Below are 16,813 nucleotides of genomic sequence, written 5' to 3' on the forward strand. Positions count from 1 at the left end.
CTTCCCCGGGAGTGGGGAAGGGATATGTGTTTTATCACGCTGCGTGCCAAGCAATGCAGCACGCAGTAAAAATAGTTGGAACAAGTATGCTCGAGCAGATTCAATCTTATTTTGCCGATATGGACACCTATCAGAAACTTGAGATAGTGGGTACCGTCATCGGACTGATATATATCTATCAGGAATACAAGGCCAGTATATGGCTCTGGCTCACGGGTATCATTATGCCGATGGTCTACACCTACGTGTATTTCAAGGCAGGGCTGTACGCCGATTTCGGTATGCAGATTTATTATACGCTCGCCGCCGTCTACGGATTTCTGTATTGGAAGTTCGGCAGAAAGAAGTCCGGCAGCGTGGAAATCCCCATTACCCGTTTTCCCTTACGGCTGATTCTTCCGTCCGTCATCGTTTTTCTGGTGCTGTGGCTGGCAGTATATCTCGTGCTTGTGAACTTCACGAACTCCACGGTTCCCGTTCTCGACAGTTTCGGCAACTCGCTGAGCTTCATCGGACTGTGGGCGTTGGCAAGGAAATATCTCGAACAATGGTGGATATGGATAGTGGTAGACGTGGAACTCTCGGTGCTCTATGCCATCAAGGGCATCCCCTTTACGGCAGGCCTCTACGGATTCTACGTCATCATTGCCGTGGCAGGCTACTTCAAGTGGAAGAGAATGATGAGGGAGGAGAGGTTTGCGAGTGGACGAGTTTAGAAGTAGACGAGTGAACGAGTGGACAAGTTTACAAGTGAACGAGTGGACAAGTGAACGAGTTTACAAGTAGACAAGTTTACGAGGGGGACACGTAAAAGAGTCCTGATTCCTGTGATTTCAGTCTTGTTTTTGCGCTCTTGGACTAATTGAGATGGTTTATCACGTGTCTTTTCAAGGAAGATTACTTTATACTCATCAGAATATCACGTGATATTCATCCAAATATCACGTAATATTTCCTCAAATATCACGTGATATTTCTCTAAATATTACGTAATATTTCCCGACCCTTGATTTTAAGGTTATGGAAAGCAGATGGGAAAAGGGGATTTTTATCCCCATATTCGGCTCCCGAATCAATAAATATATACTACCTTTGGAGTGTTGGAATAAAAACTATATCCCGATGAAGATAACTTTTTCTCTTTCGGTTTATGGCGGATGGGATTGCAACAGAACTTGTTTCCTTGTCAGCTCGTTCCTTGTTCCCTTAAAATTAAGAATAAAATCAGATGAAAGAAGTGATTAGAATAGAAGAGCAATACGACGTTGTGGTGTTTGGCGCAGGCGAAGTGCCGAATAGTGTTCTGCCTATCAGGATTCTGCGCAATGCCCGGCACATCGTGGCGTGCGACGGCGCACTTGCCGACCTGCTCGACTTGGGATTTGAACCCGAGGCCGTTATCGGTGACGGCGATTCCATATCTCCCTCATTGAGAGAAAAATACAGGCACATCTTTCATCAGATTGACGAACAGGACGATAACGACCTGACCAAAGCCACGAAGTTTGCAATAACCAACTTCTGCCTTGGCGAGCATCCCCGTTTCTGCTATCTCGGAGCAACGGGAAAGCGTGAGGATCATACGCTCGGAAATCTTTCACTACTGCTGAGATATTACAGGGATTTAAAGATTCGTCCGATAATTGTCAGCGACTACGGATGGTTTGTACCGGCTTCGGGCAAGACTGTTTTCGTTTCCTTTCCACGCCAGCAGATAAGCGTCTATCAGTTCGGCTGCACCCGACTTGAGAGCGAAGGACTGAAATGGAACGTGTATCCGTTCGAGGAATTATGGCAAGGCACTTTAAACGAAGCCCTCGGCGATTCGTTCACGTTGGACGGCGACGGCCCTTACCTCGTCTATGGCACGCACGAGGCGAAAGGAGGGAGTGAATAAGTTTATAAGGGAACAAGTTTACAAGGGGACGAGTGGACAAGTGAACGAGTAGGTTTGTGAATGAGTTGGGAAGTGAACAAGAGGATAAGAGCACAAATGGACGAGTTCACAAGTGAACAAGTTTATAAGGGGACAGGTGGACGAGTGGACAAGTTTACAAGTAAATTTGCTTAAAACTTGTCATTTCCAATATTGCTTTTATATTTATCTACTTGTTCATTTGTCCCCTCGTCTCCTTGTAAACTAACCTCCTTGTCCCCTTGTTCACTCGTAAACCTGTCCCCTGACTATCATCTTTTCGGATTGACATTGAAGCGATAGGCGAGCGTGAGCATCACGTATCGGGGAATGCTGTTGCGCCACGTTTCGGTTCTTCCCTGCGCATTCATCAGGTACTGCGTGTTGGAAAGCTGATGAAGAAGGTCGAAGCCTTGCAGCTTTGCGAGCAGTTTTCCTTTTATGATGTCTCGGGTAAGCTGTGCGTTCCATACCCAGTCGGTTGTGTTCATTTCCGACTGTTGGTAACCACGTCGGGCAAACATCGTAATGTCGGTGGTAAGTTGGAAATCGAGCGGCAATTCTATCTGTGCATTCATTCCCACGTTGTAGTCGCCTGCGTGGATATTCTCGAATCCGTTGCGCTTGCTGCTGATGAAGTAATAGTTTCCACCTCCGTGGAGCGTGAACTCGTATCTGTCGTTCGGGCGGTAGTTTACTTTGAGATTGTCGCCGATTCGCCAGTTGTTCACGATGCTGCGCTGACTTTCCGTTCCTCCGGCAACGGTCGCCATATCCACATTGTGATTGTAGTCTGCAAGGAATTGATTGCTGATCGTAAATTTCCGATTCTTGTCGAGTGCCCGGCTGAAGTCCATTCCGAAATTATAGTTCCAGTTTCCGTCCACGCTCATCGGCTGAAGAGTGGAAATACCGGTCTGTCTGTCGAAGGTCAGTGCGTAGGCTGTGGCATTGTCAATCCTGTGATAGCCCATCCTTATGCTGAGATTCAGTTGGTTTGCGCCCCTGAAAGTCTTGCCCGCATTCACTTCGTAGTGGTGAATGTCTTTCAGTTCGGGATTTCCGAGCATAATGTTCAGGGGATTGCTGTCGTCGCGATAACCCACCATAGCAGTGAGGTCGGGCAGCTCGGAATACATCTTTGCCGTGAAATCCCAGTCCTTTTCGCCCTTCAGCCACAAGTCAGGCTCGAAGAACCATCTGTTGCGCACCACGTTGTGCCGTCCCATCCGGTCGTAGTAGAGATGTGCGTGAGCAAGGCGCAGCGGCAGATTGACGAGCACCTCGGCGTTCAGGAACTTTGAATGCAGGTTCATATAATGGAAGTTGAACCTGTGCTCGTTTCTGTATTCACGGTACTGATAGGTGTTGTTGTGGTCGATGACGTTCTTCAGTGCATCAATGGCAGAAGGAAGAAGGTCGTATCGGCTGCTGTCTCTGCCCGAAAGTTTGTCGAGACGGTAGAGCAGATTCTCGGTCTTGATGTAGTTATAAGTGTATTGATAGCCGGGCTGCAAATGGATATTGCCTATACCGTAGTCATAGCTGATGTTGGAGGACAGTCTCAGGCTCTGGTTGAGCGCATCGAGATAATTGTTTCGGTAGTCGCGCGGCTTTAAACCTGTCAGTCCCTGCAGGTCGTCCATAGCGAAGTTCTCCTGTGTGTTCCTGTTCAGCTTCAGGCTTACACCCCATCTTATCAGGTCTGCAATAACCTTGTATCTGCTTGAATGCTCTGCGCTGAAATCGAAATTGTCCGATTTCAGGCTGTTGGCAGAAAGCATACGGTTGAGAGGCGATGTTTCATCCGATGTTTCCGTCTCAATGTTCCCCAGTCCGTTCTTGCGCAGATAGGATGCCTTGAGGAAGTTGGTGGTAGAATAGCTGTCGCCCTCTATGAGCAGACTGTTGTTGGTCTGCCAGTTGTCGGAACTGTTCATAAACACGTTTCTGCTGTATTGGTAGGCATCTCCTCCGGTCAGGAAAGTCTGACTGTTCGACACGGATTGAATATTGGCATTGGTATGCGTCCACGTGTTGTCGGTGCTGAACCAAGAGAACATATTGTTCAGGAACCGGATGTAGCTCACGCCTGCGCTTTTCGTTGTGAGAAGACCGTTGCCCACGTCCTGTGGCGACCATTCTCCCGAGAGTGCCGCACGCTGGTTGTCGTTCAGGTTGTTCATATTCACGAATGCGCCGAGGCGTTCCTTTTCCGAGAACTTCATACCGAAGGCGCGTGCCTGATAGCGTTTCTCCGTTCCGATTCCCGCCTCAATGTTTCCCATATAGCCCACGGAATACTCCTTCTTGAGCCTTACGTCCATCACGTATGACTTGTCGCCCATATCCTTGCCCATCATTCTGGACGCACTTCCCTCCTGATCGTAGACCTTTACCTTGTTTACCGTGTAGGAAGGAAGGTTCTCGAGTGCGAGCTTGGGGTTTCCAGCAAAGAACTCCTGTCCGTTCACGAGCAGGCTCTGCACGTATTTTCCGTTCACGTATATCTCTCCGTCTTTGGTCAGGGTAGTGTTAGGAAGCCGGCTGATGAGCGCATCGAGCATACTTCCCTCGGCAAGATTGAAGGCGTCGGCATTGTAGACTATCGTGTCGCCTTTCATTACCATCTTCACTTTTGTGGCTACCACCACCACCTCGTCGAGTTCCCTTTGCTTTATCTTGGGCATTCTGATGGGTTTCACGCTTATGAAAGCCTCGCGGCTGCTCCTGATTTCGCAGTTCACGAACGTGTCGTGATAGCCCGCATACGATGCTTTCAGAATGTATCTGCCCGTTGGCAGCACTTTCTTGAAGACATAGAAAGCCACCGATCCGCCCATATACGGGTCTTCTTCGAGTGTTGCCGTAACGGTGTCTATCACGGTGCTGTCGGCCGTCATCAGGGTAACGAGGGCAGGGATTGCCTCTCCGGTAATGTTCTCAACCACTCTTCCCTGTATGGCGTGCTCTGTGTCCTTGGCGTTCGCAGGGAGTGTGGCGAGCAAAAGGCAAAGCACAACGGCGAGAAAATTGTTTGCTTTTCTGTTTAGGTAGTTTTCCATATATCAGTTTTTTATTAATCAGTATTTCTTTTTTATTAGTCAGCTTTTCAGGATTTATGCTTTCAGGTCAGCGCGGGGTGCAGCAAGAATTCTCTTCTGTCCACCATCGGTATAAAGGCGATGTGGAGAAGGAAGACAATGCACGAATGGTTGTATTGATTTTTTCCATAATTCGCTTAGATTATTTGTTGTAAATAATGGTATTGTCTTTTGCAAATGTAAAAAAATAAAGCAAAAGCACCAAAAAAATGAGTACACTTAGTACACTGCGTAAAAAATAATCCGTATCGTTTTGAATTATAGGGAGTTATAAATGAGTAAAAAGTGGGTACACAGCAAGCTAAATGCTTCTGATACGCTTGCCCTGTCCACTTGATACCTCAATATGGAATGGTTTTCAGTTCTGTTTTTCACGTAAATTCGTTGCGTGATGATTGGCTTATGGCTTGTAGTACAGGGTCAGCATTATTTCCCTTCCACGTATCTCCAAATTGCTATAACTGTGAATCAGCGTGCCATTGATGCCGTAGCCATAGTTTTTCTTGTTCAGGATATTATTGAGTTCCAGCGTTACGTCAAACTTATTAAAGGCGTATCTTATAGAGAAATCTGCAAAGAAGATGTCTTTAAACAGATTGTTTGCCATCTGATTGTGATAGTATTCTGCTTTTGCCTCGGCAGTTAATTGCCTGAGAATGGGGAAGCGAACATAGCCCTCGTGCTTCCAGTTGTTGATGTTGGAGGTGGTGGCAAGCGATGGCATCGCCGACTGATGGAAGGTGTAATGAAGGTTGTAGCCGCAATCTACCCGTGGAATTAAGCCGATGGTCAGCCCTGCACTGAGGTTCAAGGTCTTGGTATTGAACGGCATTGGCTCGTCATTCTGTATAAGGTTCGATTTCAGACGATTGTATATAGCCCTGACATTCAGTTTTCCTTTCAGAAATCCTATGCCTTGCGCTCCCACGAATCTCACGCTCCACAGATTGTTCTTCGTCTCCTGTGGCACCAGTCCGAGTATGATGTAGTCGCCTGCATAGTGCTGCGAGGTGGTATAGGGCGTTGTATTGATTGTTCGGTTCAGGCTCAATAGCAGCGATGTGCCTTGCAGAGCATTGTTGTATCTCAGGATAAAGTCTGCACTCTTGTCCCTTCCGATTCTGTAATCTGCCAGTCCCTTGTGAATATACTCATAGTCTTCCAGCACAAGGGTGGGATAGAACTGGTTGGGGTCTACTTCCGATTGTCCGATGTTGCCATTGAAAGAGAAAGTGAAACGTGGAGTTGCATTCCAGCGAATGTGAAGATTGGGCGAGAACAAAGTGCGGGATTTACGCCTGTCGAGGCTATATTTATATTGATTATAGGAAATCTCGGAAGAAAGCGTGAAGATGAAATCTGCCCATTTGTATTCCATATTCGGGCTGGCATAGAGACGGAGCATAGAGAAACGGCTTCTCCCTGCAAGCGTTCCGATGCTGTCGGACACGCCTGAAAGCCGGGAAGAAAACTGATAGCGTGCTGCGTTTGCACCAATCTTTCCTGTCAAGATGAGCTTGCCGAGGCGAAAGCTGCCCGAAATCCTTGTGTCCGTTTCGTAATAGTGCTGATTGATATCTTGCCGAAGCGAGTCCACAGCCAACTGATGGGGACGTACTTCCATAATGTTTCGTGATTCCAAGGAAAACAGACGGTTGCCGTATTTGCGCATAACCGTGAGATTGTCTTTCAGCGTAAAAACAGGAAGATTGCCATTCATATCGTGTGGATGGGTGCCACGCTCGGTCAGGAGCTGTCTGTTCCAGTTCAGGTTAGTGGAAAGTTCATTCTTCAGATACTGCCTGTTGGCATTGTTCTCGTATTTTATCTTGGCAAAGAGTTCATTGGTCTTTGCTGTATAATGCTTGTGGTTGTCGGTTGTTCTGTTTCCCCTGTTCGTGAAATACTCGGCAGTACGCTGCGAATTTCCCTCTTGACGGTCGTTGGTATAGGTAATTTGGAAGTTTACCTGCGACGATTCATTGATGCGCTGCAACATATTCAGGCTCAGCGCGTGGCTTCTGTTGAATAAGGAGCGTCGCTCTAAGCTGCTGTTTGCGGGCAAGGGTAGGGAAATGAGTTGGTTGAGTTTGCTGTTCAAGTCGTTGAAGGAAAATATGTCGGACGTCTCTGTTACAATGTTCTTGCCCGTATTGTTGGTTTTATAGGTAATGATGGTTTGCCAGTTCTGCTTCAATCGCATTGCAAAGGTTTCAAAACTCCACAATGCTCCCTTGCTTTTATAGCCTCCACCCGAATTGAAAGAAGCTATCCAATGTGCTTTTGCTCCTTTTTTCATACGGATATTGATGGCACTTTCGTCGGAATAAATAAAATCATCCAACACACGGATGGGCTGATGGTGCTTCATTACCTCTACGGTGGCAACATCGCCTTGCGGCAACGTTTTCGTGGCAGCACCGTATTTGCCGCCCAACATATCCATTCCCTCTATGTAGAAGTTGCTGATGCTGCGCCCTTCGTATGAAATGACTCCCGATTTATCCACCTCCACTCCCGGAATGCGTGCCAGAACATCTGCCAAAGTACGGTCGCCGGGCTTGGCATAAGCCCCCAGAAGATATTTTATTGTATCGCCGTTGAGCTTTACGGGGGCTGCTTTCACGATTACCTCATCCAATGCCTTCGGGTCTTCTTCCAGTACGAGATGCTGTTCTGCCATATTCTCCTTTACCGGCATCTGCCATTTCCTGTAACTCATTGCCGTGATTTGAAGCTCATTTCCAACTTTTGTCTTGATGCTGAACTTCCCATCGAGATTGGTGCTGCAATAGGCTGTGGTCTTTTTGGTAGTCGCATCGACGCTCTTCACGATGGCAGACGGTATGGGACTGCCACCCTTATCGGTTACGGTTCCGGTAATGGTTATTTGTGCAAGGACAGTTTGTGCTAGACACAGGAACAATACTGCTGTGAACATCCGTATTTCTTTTATCATTGCAATCCCGATTATGGAGTCATACTATAATGATTCTTGCCTCTTTCATACTCATATCAGAGTCTGATGCAGGTTATTCCCAATCCCGTTCTATGGTTTCTCCCATCCCCCCGTTTGGATAAGCCCCCGGAGTGTGCATCTTCTTTAGGAACACTTTCCGGTTGATGGGCATATACTTAAAGCTCAAAGGATTATAGAATGTTACCGATTCAAGGTTCTTGTTGCTGACGCTGGTGGCTTCGATTGACATCAGACCAGGACAATTTGCCTTCAGAATCAACCCCGGGAGGCCATTCAGTTTCCAAGGACCAAGACTAACGGGTATCTGTTCGGTGTACCACACTTCCCAATGGCGTCCGCGGAAGTCTGCCGTTGCTTTCTTGCATTCCATTCCCAATACATTGATTACCGAGTCCTCGTTGATGATCCATTCAGGCGTGGAAATATCTTCGGTAATCACGTACTTGTCGAACATAATATAGGTATAGGTGGTAACTTTTCCCTGTTCGAGGTTTCGATAGATAAAGTCGTTCATTCCTGTGCTCAGTGCCTTTTTTTCTTTCTGGGATCAGTTATGTTCAAGTCTTCGAGCGACTGCTTCATATCAGCCAGAACGGCTACATCATCCTTCGATGCCATCATTTTCAGGAATCCCAACCTGCTGATACTGAAATACTGACTTGTATTTCTGCCGCATCGCAGTGCATACTTGTCCCATCGGAAGTTTTCTTGTGTGGAATAGATAACCTCCAGCTCGGCAGGCTCTATTATATGCGTCTCTTGTGTAAATCCATTAAGTGGATTTAATATGAGCAGTAGAGATATTAAGATGTATTTTTTCATTCCAATTCAAATTTAGGAGTCATAATGGTGCCTTTGGGATATAGCGTGTGATTATTTGAAATCTTTAGAAAAGCCTCCCTCTCCACGTCCTCGAATTTCTTGTTCCAGTAGTTATAGAATGTTATTGGCGTTAGATTCCCGGTATTGACGGCAATAGCTTTCAAGTTTACAAAATCTTTACTCTCGGCAGAAAGAATAAGCCCGGGCAGTCCTCCTAATTTCCACGGTCCTTGCTGCACAGGTATTTCTTCGGTGTACCATACAGTCCAGTCCCTTCCTCGAAAATGCGTTGTAGCCATATAGCAGTTGAATCCAAGTATCAGCATTGTAGTGTCTTCATTGATAGTCCAGTCCTGTTGAGGAATCGTTTCTTCAATTCTATAAGAGGTGCTGACAATTTGCGCATAAGTTGTAAAAGTATTCTTTTCGATATTTCGATACGTATACTCATCGCATCCGGGCCCTGTCCCTTTCTGTTTGGATTTATCTTGTCTGTTTTTAGCAGCATCCAACAATTCGTTTAAAAGAATCATTCCTGTTTCTTGATTGCTTCCAAGAGAGTCGGAACGCAACTTGTCATAACAGAAATATTGGCTATGATTTTTTCCTATGCGTAAGGCAAAGTTGCTTCCCATTCCGTTATAAGATTCCTGATATGAAATCTCCATAAGGCAGGGTTCTATTATATGCGTATCTTGGCTTTTACAATTCTGAAAATTGAAAAGAAGTAAAAGAAATCCCAAGAAAAAGATTTTCATAATGAAATGTTTTATATATTTAACTATACGATTTAGGAAAATTTAAATTATCCTAAATCGTATTTTGAAATATATGAATAGTGTTATTAACAATACTCTTCATATAAAGCAACCCAAGTGCTCCAGTCTTTTTCAGAGGCACCGTCTTCACGATAAAGAGCAGCAAGTGCTTGTACAGCCTTGCAAAGTTCTTTATTTTCACCACCAAAGATGTTTTCTAATTCTTCAATTTTTAATTTTTCCATGTTTTTGTTGTTTATTAATGTTAAAAAAAGTCTGCCAATAACGTCCTTAACCGGTTTGGGGACTTCTTGCCTTTAAAGAGGTTAGACCTTGCCCTCTATATAGATAACAAATTAAAAGGTTAGCTACTTCTTTGTCCTTGATATCTATTATTTTATTCTCATCTACTATGTTTGATATACATTAGGTAATATATCAGCTATTTTACATTCATCGAGCAATTATATAATTGTAGATAAACACAGAAGATTGCTACAAAGGTAAAGAATAATAAATAAAATGCCAAAGAAAATGAGTACACTTAGTATACAGCAGTATAAAAAGTTTGTATATCGTTGGTTATAAGAGGTTTATGGATAACTGTTTACTCAGTACACAGCAGGCTAAATGCTTCTGATACGCTTGTCCAATCCATTTGTTCCCTCGGTGTTGAATAGTTTTTTATTGAGTGTGCGGCGCAAATTCGTTACGCGCTGCTTGGTTATATTCAGCATATCACTTGGAATAGAATAGTCTCTGCATCATCCTTTCCAACACAGTCCTGTTGGATATGAGTATGCTTGCCGTGCCTGCCATCCCCTTCTTCATCCTGTACTTCTCTGCTCGGATGGCGATAGTTGCTGTAAAGATGTTTCCATTCTTTCTCATCTTGGGCGTCGTGTCGGTGCTCACAATCTCCCCTTCTTTGTATCCGAAGTCTTCAGCATTGTATCCCTCGAATGCCACGCTTGCTTTCATCCCCGGCTTTATGTCGTTCACATACCGGTAGGGGACAGACAGAATCGCCTGATTCTCGTCCAATGCCACGATACTGGCATTGACGGTTTCGGGCCATGGCAGGGTAGAGATTGCCGCAAGCAGCCCTATTACCGTCAGCGCGATGCAGAGGATGCCATATCTCACTACTGTTGGGGGAATCTCTCCTATGATATTCCTTACCTTTTCACTTCTCAGTTCAATCTTGTCGTTCTTTTCCATATTGCTTTTAGTTTCCCAGTTCCAACTGATTCTTCACAAGGGCGTAGTATGTGCCACGCTTTTTCGTAAGCTCTTCGTGATTGCCGGTCTCTACCACCTTTCCTTTGTCCAGCACCACTATTTGTCTGGCATTCCTGACAGTACTGAGCCTATGCGCCACGATTACGACGGTTTTTCCTTTGTAAAATGCGTCAAGGTTCTGCACTATTCTCCTCTCATTGTTGGCATCGAGGGAATTTGTGGCTTCATTGAGGAAGATATAGGTCGGATTCTTGTAGACGGCTCTGGCAATGAGTATGCGCTGCTTCTGTCCCTGACTTAGCCCCACACCATATCTACCGATTTTGGTATTGTACTTCAGGGGCAGGTTCATAACGTATTCATCGATGCACTTGCCTAATAAATCATTCTTTTATCTTAAAATTTATATTTCATAAAATTACTGATACACAATATAAATCCCACCCATAGTATTTGGATGAAATTCGTGCTTAGGCTACAAGAAGAATAAGAGGTAATATAAAAGAGGTAAGGATTTTGTATATAGTTTTGAAGTTCGAACAAAAAGAAGCTCTTATAAGCAGCTCCTCTAAAATTGGCTTTAAAGAGTTATCATCAATCCCGACAACAGTACATTTGGAAGCCACGCCGATGACCGTTCTTTTGAACATTTGAGCCATTCAGAATATACAGTTTTTATTCATAAATTTTCAAAAGTACAATAAAAAATTAGTAGTACCACATACTTCTTCTGCAAAATATACTTCTTATAACAAAAAACATCTGAAAATCTGAATTTCAGAATAAGTCAAGAAGAAAAATTCCATAAAACAACATCAGCTACTCGCCGAACACAGGATTTCCATCCGTGCTTTCCACCACGCCGAGCCTTCTTCCATCAAATGCCGCTTCCCCCAATCCGGCAGCACTCCACGGAACAGGAACGGCATACGGGAGGAGGCAGCGGAATAGGAACGGCACACATACAAAAAAAGAGTCCCCCGAACATATCGTTCAGGGGACTCTCCGTAAAAGAAGGCGGCCACCTACTCTCCCACATTGCATCGCAGTACCATCGGCGCAGCCGGGCTTAACTTCTCTGTTCGGAATGGGAAGAGGTGGAACCCCGGCGCAATAACCACCTGATAAGTTTTATCGGACCACCATCCCCGCTCACTCTGGGGAGGAACCGTAAGGGCGACTATCGCCACAAGCAAAACAAAGGAAAGACGCCGCAAAGAATCCTCTCTCACTTCCGGACCACACGGGGAAACCCGAACCGGAATACAGCTCAAAGCATAAACCAACAAGCGAAAGCTTCGGGCAATTAGTAGCGCTCGGCTTTGACGTCGCCGTCTTTACACCTGCGCCCTATCAACGTCATCGTCTATGACGACCCTCAAATAGGAGCTCTAATCTTGCGGAAGGCTTCGCACTTAGATGCTTTCAGCGCTTATCCATACCAGACTCAGATACCCGGCGGTGCACCTGGCGGCACAACCGGCAAACCGGAGGTCTGTCCACCACGGTCCTCTCGTACTAGTGGCGGCACCACGCAAAACTCCAACGCCCACGATAGATAGAGACCGAACTGTCTCACGACGTTCTGAACCCAGCTCGCGTGCCACTTTAATGGGCGAACAGCCCAACCCTTGGGACCTTCTCCAGCCCCAGGATGTGACGAGCCGACATCGAGGTGCCAAACCACCCCGTCGATATGAGCTCTTGGGGGGGATCAGCCTGTTATCCCCGGAGTACCTTTTATCCTTTGAGCGATGCAGTTTCCATACACTTGCACCGGATCACTATGCCCCAGTTTCCTGCCTGCTCGGCATGTCTGCCTCCCAGTCAAGCGCCCTTATGCCATTGCACTCTGTAAGGCCGGTTACCAATCGGCCCGAGGGCACCTTTGGAAGCCTCCGTTACGCTTTTGGAGGCGACCACCCCAGTCAAACTACCCGCCAAGCAGTGTCCGCACAAATCGCGCGTTAGACCTCAGACAGCCAAAGGGCCGTATTTCAAGGATGGCTCCACCGATGCTGGCGCACCCGCTTCGAAGCCTCCGGCCTATCCTACACATCGGATGACCGAGGTCAGTGCTAAGCTGTAGTAAAGGTTCACGGGGTCTTTTCGTCCCATCGCGGGTAATCGGCATCTTCACCGATACTACAATTTCACTGAGCTCATGGTTGAGACAGCGTCCAGATCATTACACCATTCGTGCAGGTCGGAACTTACCCGACAAGGAATTTCGCTACCTTAGGACCGTTATAGTTACGGCCGCCGTTTACCGGGGCTTCAATTCAAGCCTTCGGATCGCTCCTGAGCTCTCCTCTTAACCTTCCGGCACCGGGCAGGTGTCAGGCTGTATACGTCATCTCTCGAGTTTGCACAGCCCTGTGTTTTTGTTAAACAGTTGCCTGGACCTATTCTCTGCGCCTCCCTGAGCTAACAGGGAGGACCCCTTATCCCGAAGTTACGGGGTCAGTTTGCCTAGTTCCTTAACCATGAATCTCTCAACGCCTGAGTATGTTCTACCCGACCACGTGTGTCCGTTTGCGGTACGGGTTGCGTGAACATGAGCTTAGCGGATTTTCTCGGGAGTATGGTTACCTCTGCTGTCGGACCCTCCCGGGGGAGGCTCCGTACTGTCGGGGTTCGTCTCGGGATGCGGATTTGCCTGCACCCCTCACGGACTACGCCCTTCAACGCCCTATTCCGTCAGGGCGCGAGAGTGTCACTGCTCCGTCTCCACGTCGCTGAACACGCAAGTCACGGAATGTTAACCGTGTCTGCCATCGCCATCGCCGTTCGGCTGAGACTTAGGACCCGACTGACCCCGGGCTGATTGGCATCGCCCGGGAAACCTCGGTCTTGCGGCGGGGGGGAATCTCACCCCCCTTGTCGTTACTTATACCTACATTTGCTTTTCCATGCGCTCCAGGATAGGTCACCCGCACCATTCGGCGCACATGGAATGCTCCCCTACCGATACTTTTTATATACAATGCTATCCCGCGTCTTCGGTATCCGGCTTATACCCGATTATTATCCACGCCCGGACCCTCGACTAGTGAGCTGTTACGCACTCTTTGAATGAATGGCTGCTTCCAAGCCAACATCCTAGCTGTCACCGGGACCAGACTTCGTTAGACTAACTCAGCACGGAATTTCGGGACCTTAGACGGCGGTCAGGATTCTTCTCCTCTCGGGGACGGACCTTAGCACCCGCCCCCTTACTGCGCGACTCCAGTCCGTGAGCATTCGGAGTTCGTCAGGTCTCGATAGGCGGTGAAGCCCTCTCGACCTATCGGTCGCTCTACCTCTCACGGAGAACATCGCACGCGGCACCTAAATGCCTTTCGGGGAGTACGAGCTATCTCCAAGTTTGATTGGCCTTTCACTCCTACACTCACCTCATCGGGAAGCTTTTCAACGCTTATCCGTTCGGTCCTCCATCCCGTGTTACCGGGACTTCAACCTGGGCAAGTGTAGATCACTTGGTTTCGCGTCTACCCCATCTGACTAAACGCCCTCTTCAGGCTCGCTTTCACTGCGGCTACGGGGCTGAGCCCCTCAACCTCGCCAGACATGGTAACTCGTAGGTTCATTATGCAAAAGGCACGCCGTCACACGCAGGGCGTGCTCCGACCGCTTGTAGGCGGATGGTTTCAGGAACTGTTTCACTCCCCTCGCCGGGGTGCTTTTCACCTTTCCCTCACGGTACTCGTACACTATCGGTCTCACGGGAGTATTTAGCCTTGCCGGATGGTCCCGGCGGATTCACACAGGATTTCACGTGTCCCGCGCTACTCAGGATACCGCTACGCTCCCTCGGGCTTCGAGTACAGGCCTGTCACCTTGTACCGGGATTCTTTCCAGAATCTTCCTCTCGCCTCCGGGATGCGCCCCCGCGGTCCTACAACCCCCGCAGCGCGTCGCCACGCCGCGGGTTTGGGCTGCTCCCCGTTCGCTCGCCACTACTGGGGGAATCATTGAATTATTTTCTTTTCCTGCAGGTACTAAGATGTTTCAGTTCCCTGCGTTGGCCTCCCGGCAGCCGCCGGGATGGCATCCCTCCAGGATGCCGGGTTGTCCCATTCGGAAATCCCGGGATCAAAGGTCATTTGCACCTACCCCGGGCTTGTCGCAGCTTATCACGTCCTTCATCGCCTCCGTGAGCCTAGGCATCCGCCATCCGCCCTTATATACTTTCTGCTCGACTCGGCTCCAAAAAAGGAGCGAGTAGCTCATACTTTCAGCTGTATCTAGAAATCATTTGCGAACACACTCCACAAAGGAGAGTGCGCCTTCGTCTTTACTTTACAGTTTGCTTGTGTCAATATGTCAAAGATCTTATGCCCAGATGCGCTTCCGCGCAGGACGGGCAGGGTGGAGAATAACGGATTCGAACCGTTGACCCCCTGCTTGCAAAGCAGGTGCTCTAGCCAGCTGAGCTAATCCCCCGGGGGATTCCGAAGTAGTCCCAGGCAGACTTGAACTGCCGACCTCCACATTATCAGTGTGGCGCTCTAACCAACTGAGCTATAGGACTGAGTTGGAAAAAACCGTGCGGCCGTCAGCCGGGCTTTTCTCTATTCGGTATCAGGAATACAGAGGAGGCGCAGCACAAGAAGGGAAATGAACCCACCAATGAATACCAAACGCAACTTCCGAACAGGAAAACTTCCCCGGAAAAGGCACCCTCTCCAGAAAGGAGGTGTTCCAGCCGCACCTTCCGGTACGGCTACCTTGTTACGACTTAGCCCCAATCACCAGTTTTGCCCTAGGCCGCTCCTGGACGGTTACGGACTTCAGGCACCCCCGGCTTTCATGGCTTGACGGGCGGTGTGTACAAGGCCCGGGAACGTATTCACCGCGCCATGGCTGATGCGCGATTACTAGCGAATCCAGCTTCGTGGGGTCGGGTTGCAGACCCCAGTCCGAACTGGGACCGGCTTTGAGGATTGGATGGAGCTCGCGCGCCACCGACTTTCTGTACCGGCCATTGTAACACGTGTGTAGCCCCGGACGTAAGGGCCGTGCTGATTTGACGTCATCCCCACCTTCCTCGCACCTTGCGGCGGCAGTGTCCCCAGAGTGCCCGGCATAACCCGATGGCAACTGGGGAGAGGGGTTGCGCTCGTTATGGCACTTAAGCCGACACCTCACGGCACGAGCTGACGACAACCATGCAGCACCTTCACAGATGCCCCGAGGGGCGTCACCATCTCTGGATCCTTCATCTGCAATTCAAGCCCGGGTAAGGTTCCTCGCGTATCATCGAATTAAACCACATGTTCCTCCGCTTGTGCGGGCCCCCGTCAATTCCTTTGAGTTTCACCGTTGCCGGCGTACTCCCCAGGTGGGATGCTTAACGCTTTCGCTTGGCCGCCGGAGCAAAACACCGACAGCGGGCATCCATCGTTTACCGTGCGGACTACCAGGGTATCTAATCCTGTTCGATACCCGCACCTTCGAGCTTTAGCGTCAGTCGCACTCCCGTAAGCTGCCTTCGCGATCGGAGTTCCTCATGATATCTAAGCATTTCACCGCTACACCATGAATTCCGCCTACGTTGCGTGCACTCAAGCCAGCCAGTTCGCGCTGCAGTGCGGATGTTGAGCATCCGCATTTCACAACACGCTTGACAGGCCGCCTACACTCCCTTTAAACCCAATAAATCCGGATAACGCCCGGACCTTCCGTATTACCGCGGCTGCTGGCACGGAATTAGCCGGTCCTTATTCATGCGGTACCTGCAATAAGCCACGCGTGGCCCACTTTATCCCCGCATAAAAGCAGTTTACAACCCATAGGGCCGTCTTCCTGCACCCTACTTGGCTGGTTCAGGCTCCCGCCATTGACCAATATTCCTCACTGCTGCCTCCCGTAGGAGTTAGGACCGTGTCTCAGTTCCTATGTGGGGGACCTTCCTCTCAGAACCCCTACTGATCGTTGCCTTGGTGGGCCGTTACCCCGCCAACGAGCTAATCAGACGCATCCCCATCCC

10 protein-coding genes, 2 tRNA genes, 3 rRNA genes and 1 pseudogene are annotated in these 16,813 nt (G+C 48.4%); 2 read left to right on the forward strand and 14 right to left on the reverse strand.

All coding sequences use genetic code 11. The features are described 5' to 3' along the window. Positions 1–119 precede the first annotated feature (119 nt). Together pnuC and P150_RS0104490 are read left to right on the forward strand one after the other, a co-directional pair. Complete coding sequence (pnuC, locus tag P150_RS0104485) at positions 120–716, forward strand: nicotinamide riboside transporter PnuC (protein ID WP_155952930.1); 597 nt, start codon at positions 120–122, stop codon at positions 714–716. A 512-nt stretch (positions 717–1,228) separates the two neighbouring features. Continuing rightward, positions 1,229–1,897 carry a thiamine diphosphokinase gene (locus P150_RS0104490; RefSeq protein ID WP_028896658.1) on the forward strand — a complete coding sequence of 223 codons (669 nt, stop codon included), beginning with the start codon at positions 1,229–1,231 and terminating at the stop codon, positions 1,895–1,897. Between the two features lie 290 nt (positions 1,898–2,187). On the opposite strand, the gene P150_RS0104495 is transcribed toward P150_RS0104490, so the two are convergent. The 14 genes and pseudogenes from P150_RS0104495 to P150_RS0104565 form a co-directional block, all read right to left on the reverse strand. Then, complete coding sequence (locus P150_RS0104495; RefSeq protein ID WP_028896659.1) at positions 2,188–4,980, reverse strand: outer membrane beta-barrel protein; 2,793 nt, start codon at positions 4,978–4,980, stop codon at positions 2,188–2,190. A 439-nt stretch (positions 4,981–5,419) separates the two neighbouring features. Then, on the reverse strand, positions 5,420–7,978 hold the full coding sequence (locus P150_RS0104500) for a carboxypeptidase-like regulatory domain-containing protein (RefSeq protein ID WP_028896660.1): 2,559 nt from the start codon (positions 7,976–7,978) through the stop codon (positions 5,420–5,422). Between the two features lie 73 nt (positions 7,979–8,051). Continuing rightward, positions 8,052–8,513 carry a GLPGLI family protein gene (locus P150_RS17425; RefSeq protein WP_155952925.1) on the reverse strand — a complete coding sequence of 154 codons (462 nt, stop codon included), beginning with the start codon at positions 8,511–8,513 and terminating at the stop codon, positions 8,052–8,054. A gap of 8 nt (positions 8,514–8,521) precedes the next feature. Next, the gene (locus P150_RS17430; protein WP_036932048.1) at positions 8,522–8,821 is read right to left on the reverse strand and encodes a hypothetical protein; all 300 of its coding nucleotides are present in this window, start codon (positions 8,819–8,821) and stop codon (positions 8,522–8,524) included. After that, on the reverse strand, positions 8,818–9,579 hold the full coding sequence (locus tag P150_RS0104510; RefSeq protein ID WP_028896661.1) for a GLPGLI family protein: 762 nt from the start codon (positions 9,577–9,579) through the stop codon (positions 8,818–8,820). Before P150_RS0104510 ends, P150_RS17430 begins: the two co-directional genes overlap by 4 nt. An 86-nt stretch (positions 9,580–9,665) precedes the next feature. Beyond that, complete coding sequence (locus tag P150_RS17435; protein ID WP_155952926.1) at positions 9,666–9,824, reverse strand: hypothetical protein; 159 nt, start codon at positions 9,822–9,824, stop codon at positions 9,666–9,668. Between the two features lie 493 nt (positions 9,825–10,317). Next, positions 10,318–10,800, reverse strand: a complete 483-nt coding sequence (locus P150_RS0104525) for a hypothetical protein (RefSeq protein WP_028896662.1) — start codon at positions 10,798–10,800, stop codon at positions 10,318–10,320. Positions 10,801–10,807: 7 nt separating this feature from the next. After that, a pseudogene (locus tag P150_RS0104530) lies at positions 10,808–11,191 on the reverse strand (ATP-binding cassette domain-containing protein); the annotation flags it as partial. A 449-nt stretch (positions 11,192–11,640) separates the two neighbouring features. Beyond that, positions 11,641–11,781: a hypothetical protein gene (locus P150_RS17440; protein ID WP_155952927.1), complete on the reverse strand. Its 141-nt coding sequence runs from the start codon at positions 11,779–11,781 to the stop codon at positions 11,641–11,643. A 52-nt stretch (positions 11,782–11,833) separates the two neighbouring features. Then, positions 11,834–11,946: ribosomal RNA gene (gene rrf / locus P150_RS0104545) — 5S ribosomal RNA — on the reverse strand. Between the two features lie 161 nt (positions 11,947–12,107). Beyond that, a 23S ribosomal RNA gene (locus P150_RS0104550) occupies positions 12,108–15,020 on the reverse strand. Positions 15,021–15,193: 173 nt separating this feature from the next. Next, positions 15,194–15,267: transfer RNA gene (locus P150_RS0104555), tRNA-Ala, on the reverse strand. 14 nt (positions 15,268–15,281) lie between these two features. Then, positions 15,282–15,355 (reverse strand) — tRNA-Ile (locus P150_RS0104560). 158 nt (positions 15,356–15,513) lie between these two features. After that, a 16S ribosomal RNA gene (locus P150_RS0104565) occupies positions 15,514–16,813 on the reverse strand; the annotation flags it as partial.

The sequence above is a fragment of the Prevotella sp. HUN102 genome (assembly GCF_000688375.1).
Classification (GTDB): Bacteria; Bacteroidota; Bacteroidia; order Bacteroidales; family Bacteroidaceae; genus Prevotella.

Coding starts and splice junctions, on each gene's coding strand:
- pnuC (WP_155952930.1), top strand. CDS start 120: ATGGACACCTATCAGAAACTTGAGATAGTGGGTACCGTCATCGGACTG.
- P150_RS0104525 (WP_028896662.1), bottom strand. CDS start 10,800: ATGGAAAAGAACGACAAGATTGAACTGAGAAGTGAAAAGGTAAGGAAT.
- P150_RS17425 (WP_155952925.1), bottom strand. CDS start 8,513: ATGAACGACTTTATCTATCGAAACCTCGAACAGGGAAAAGTTACCACC.
- P150_RS0104495 (WP_028896659.1), bottom strand. CDS start 4,980: ATGGAAAACTACCTAAACAGAAAAGCAAACAATTTTCTCGCCGTTGTG.
- P150_RS0104490 (WP_028896658.1), top strand. CDS start 1,229: ATGAAAGAAGTGATTAGAATAGAAGAGCAATACGACGTTGTGGTGTTT.
- P150_RS17435 (WP_155952926.1), bottom strand. CDS start 9,824: ATGGAAAAATTAAAAATTGAAGAATTAGAAAACATCTTTGGTGGTGAA.
- P150_RS0104510 (WP_028896661.1), bottom strand. CDS start 9,579: ATGAAAATCTTTTTCTTGGGATTTCTTTTACTTCTTTTCAATTTTCAG.
- P150_RS0104500 (WP_028896660.1), bottom strand. CDS start 7,978: ATGATAAAAGAAATACGGATGTTCACAGCAGTATTGTTCCTGTGTCTA.
- P150_RS17430 (WP_036932048.1), bottom strand. CDS start 8,821: ATGAAAAAATACATCTTAATATCTCTACTGCTCATATTAAATCCACTT.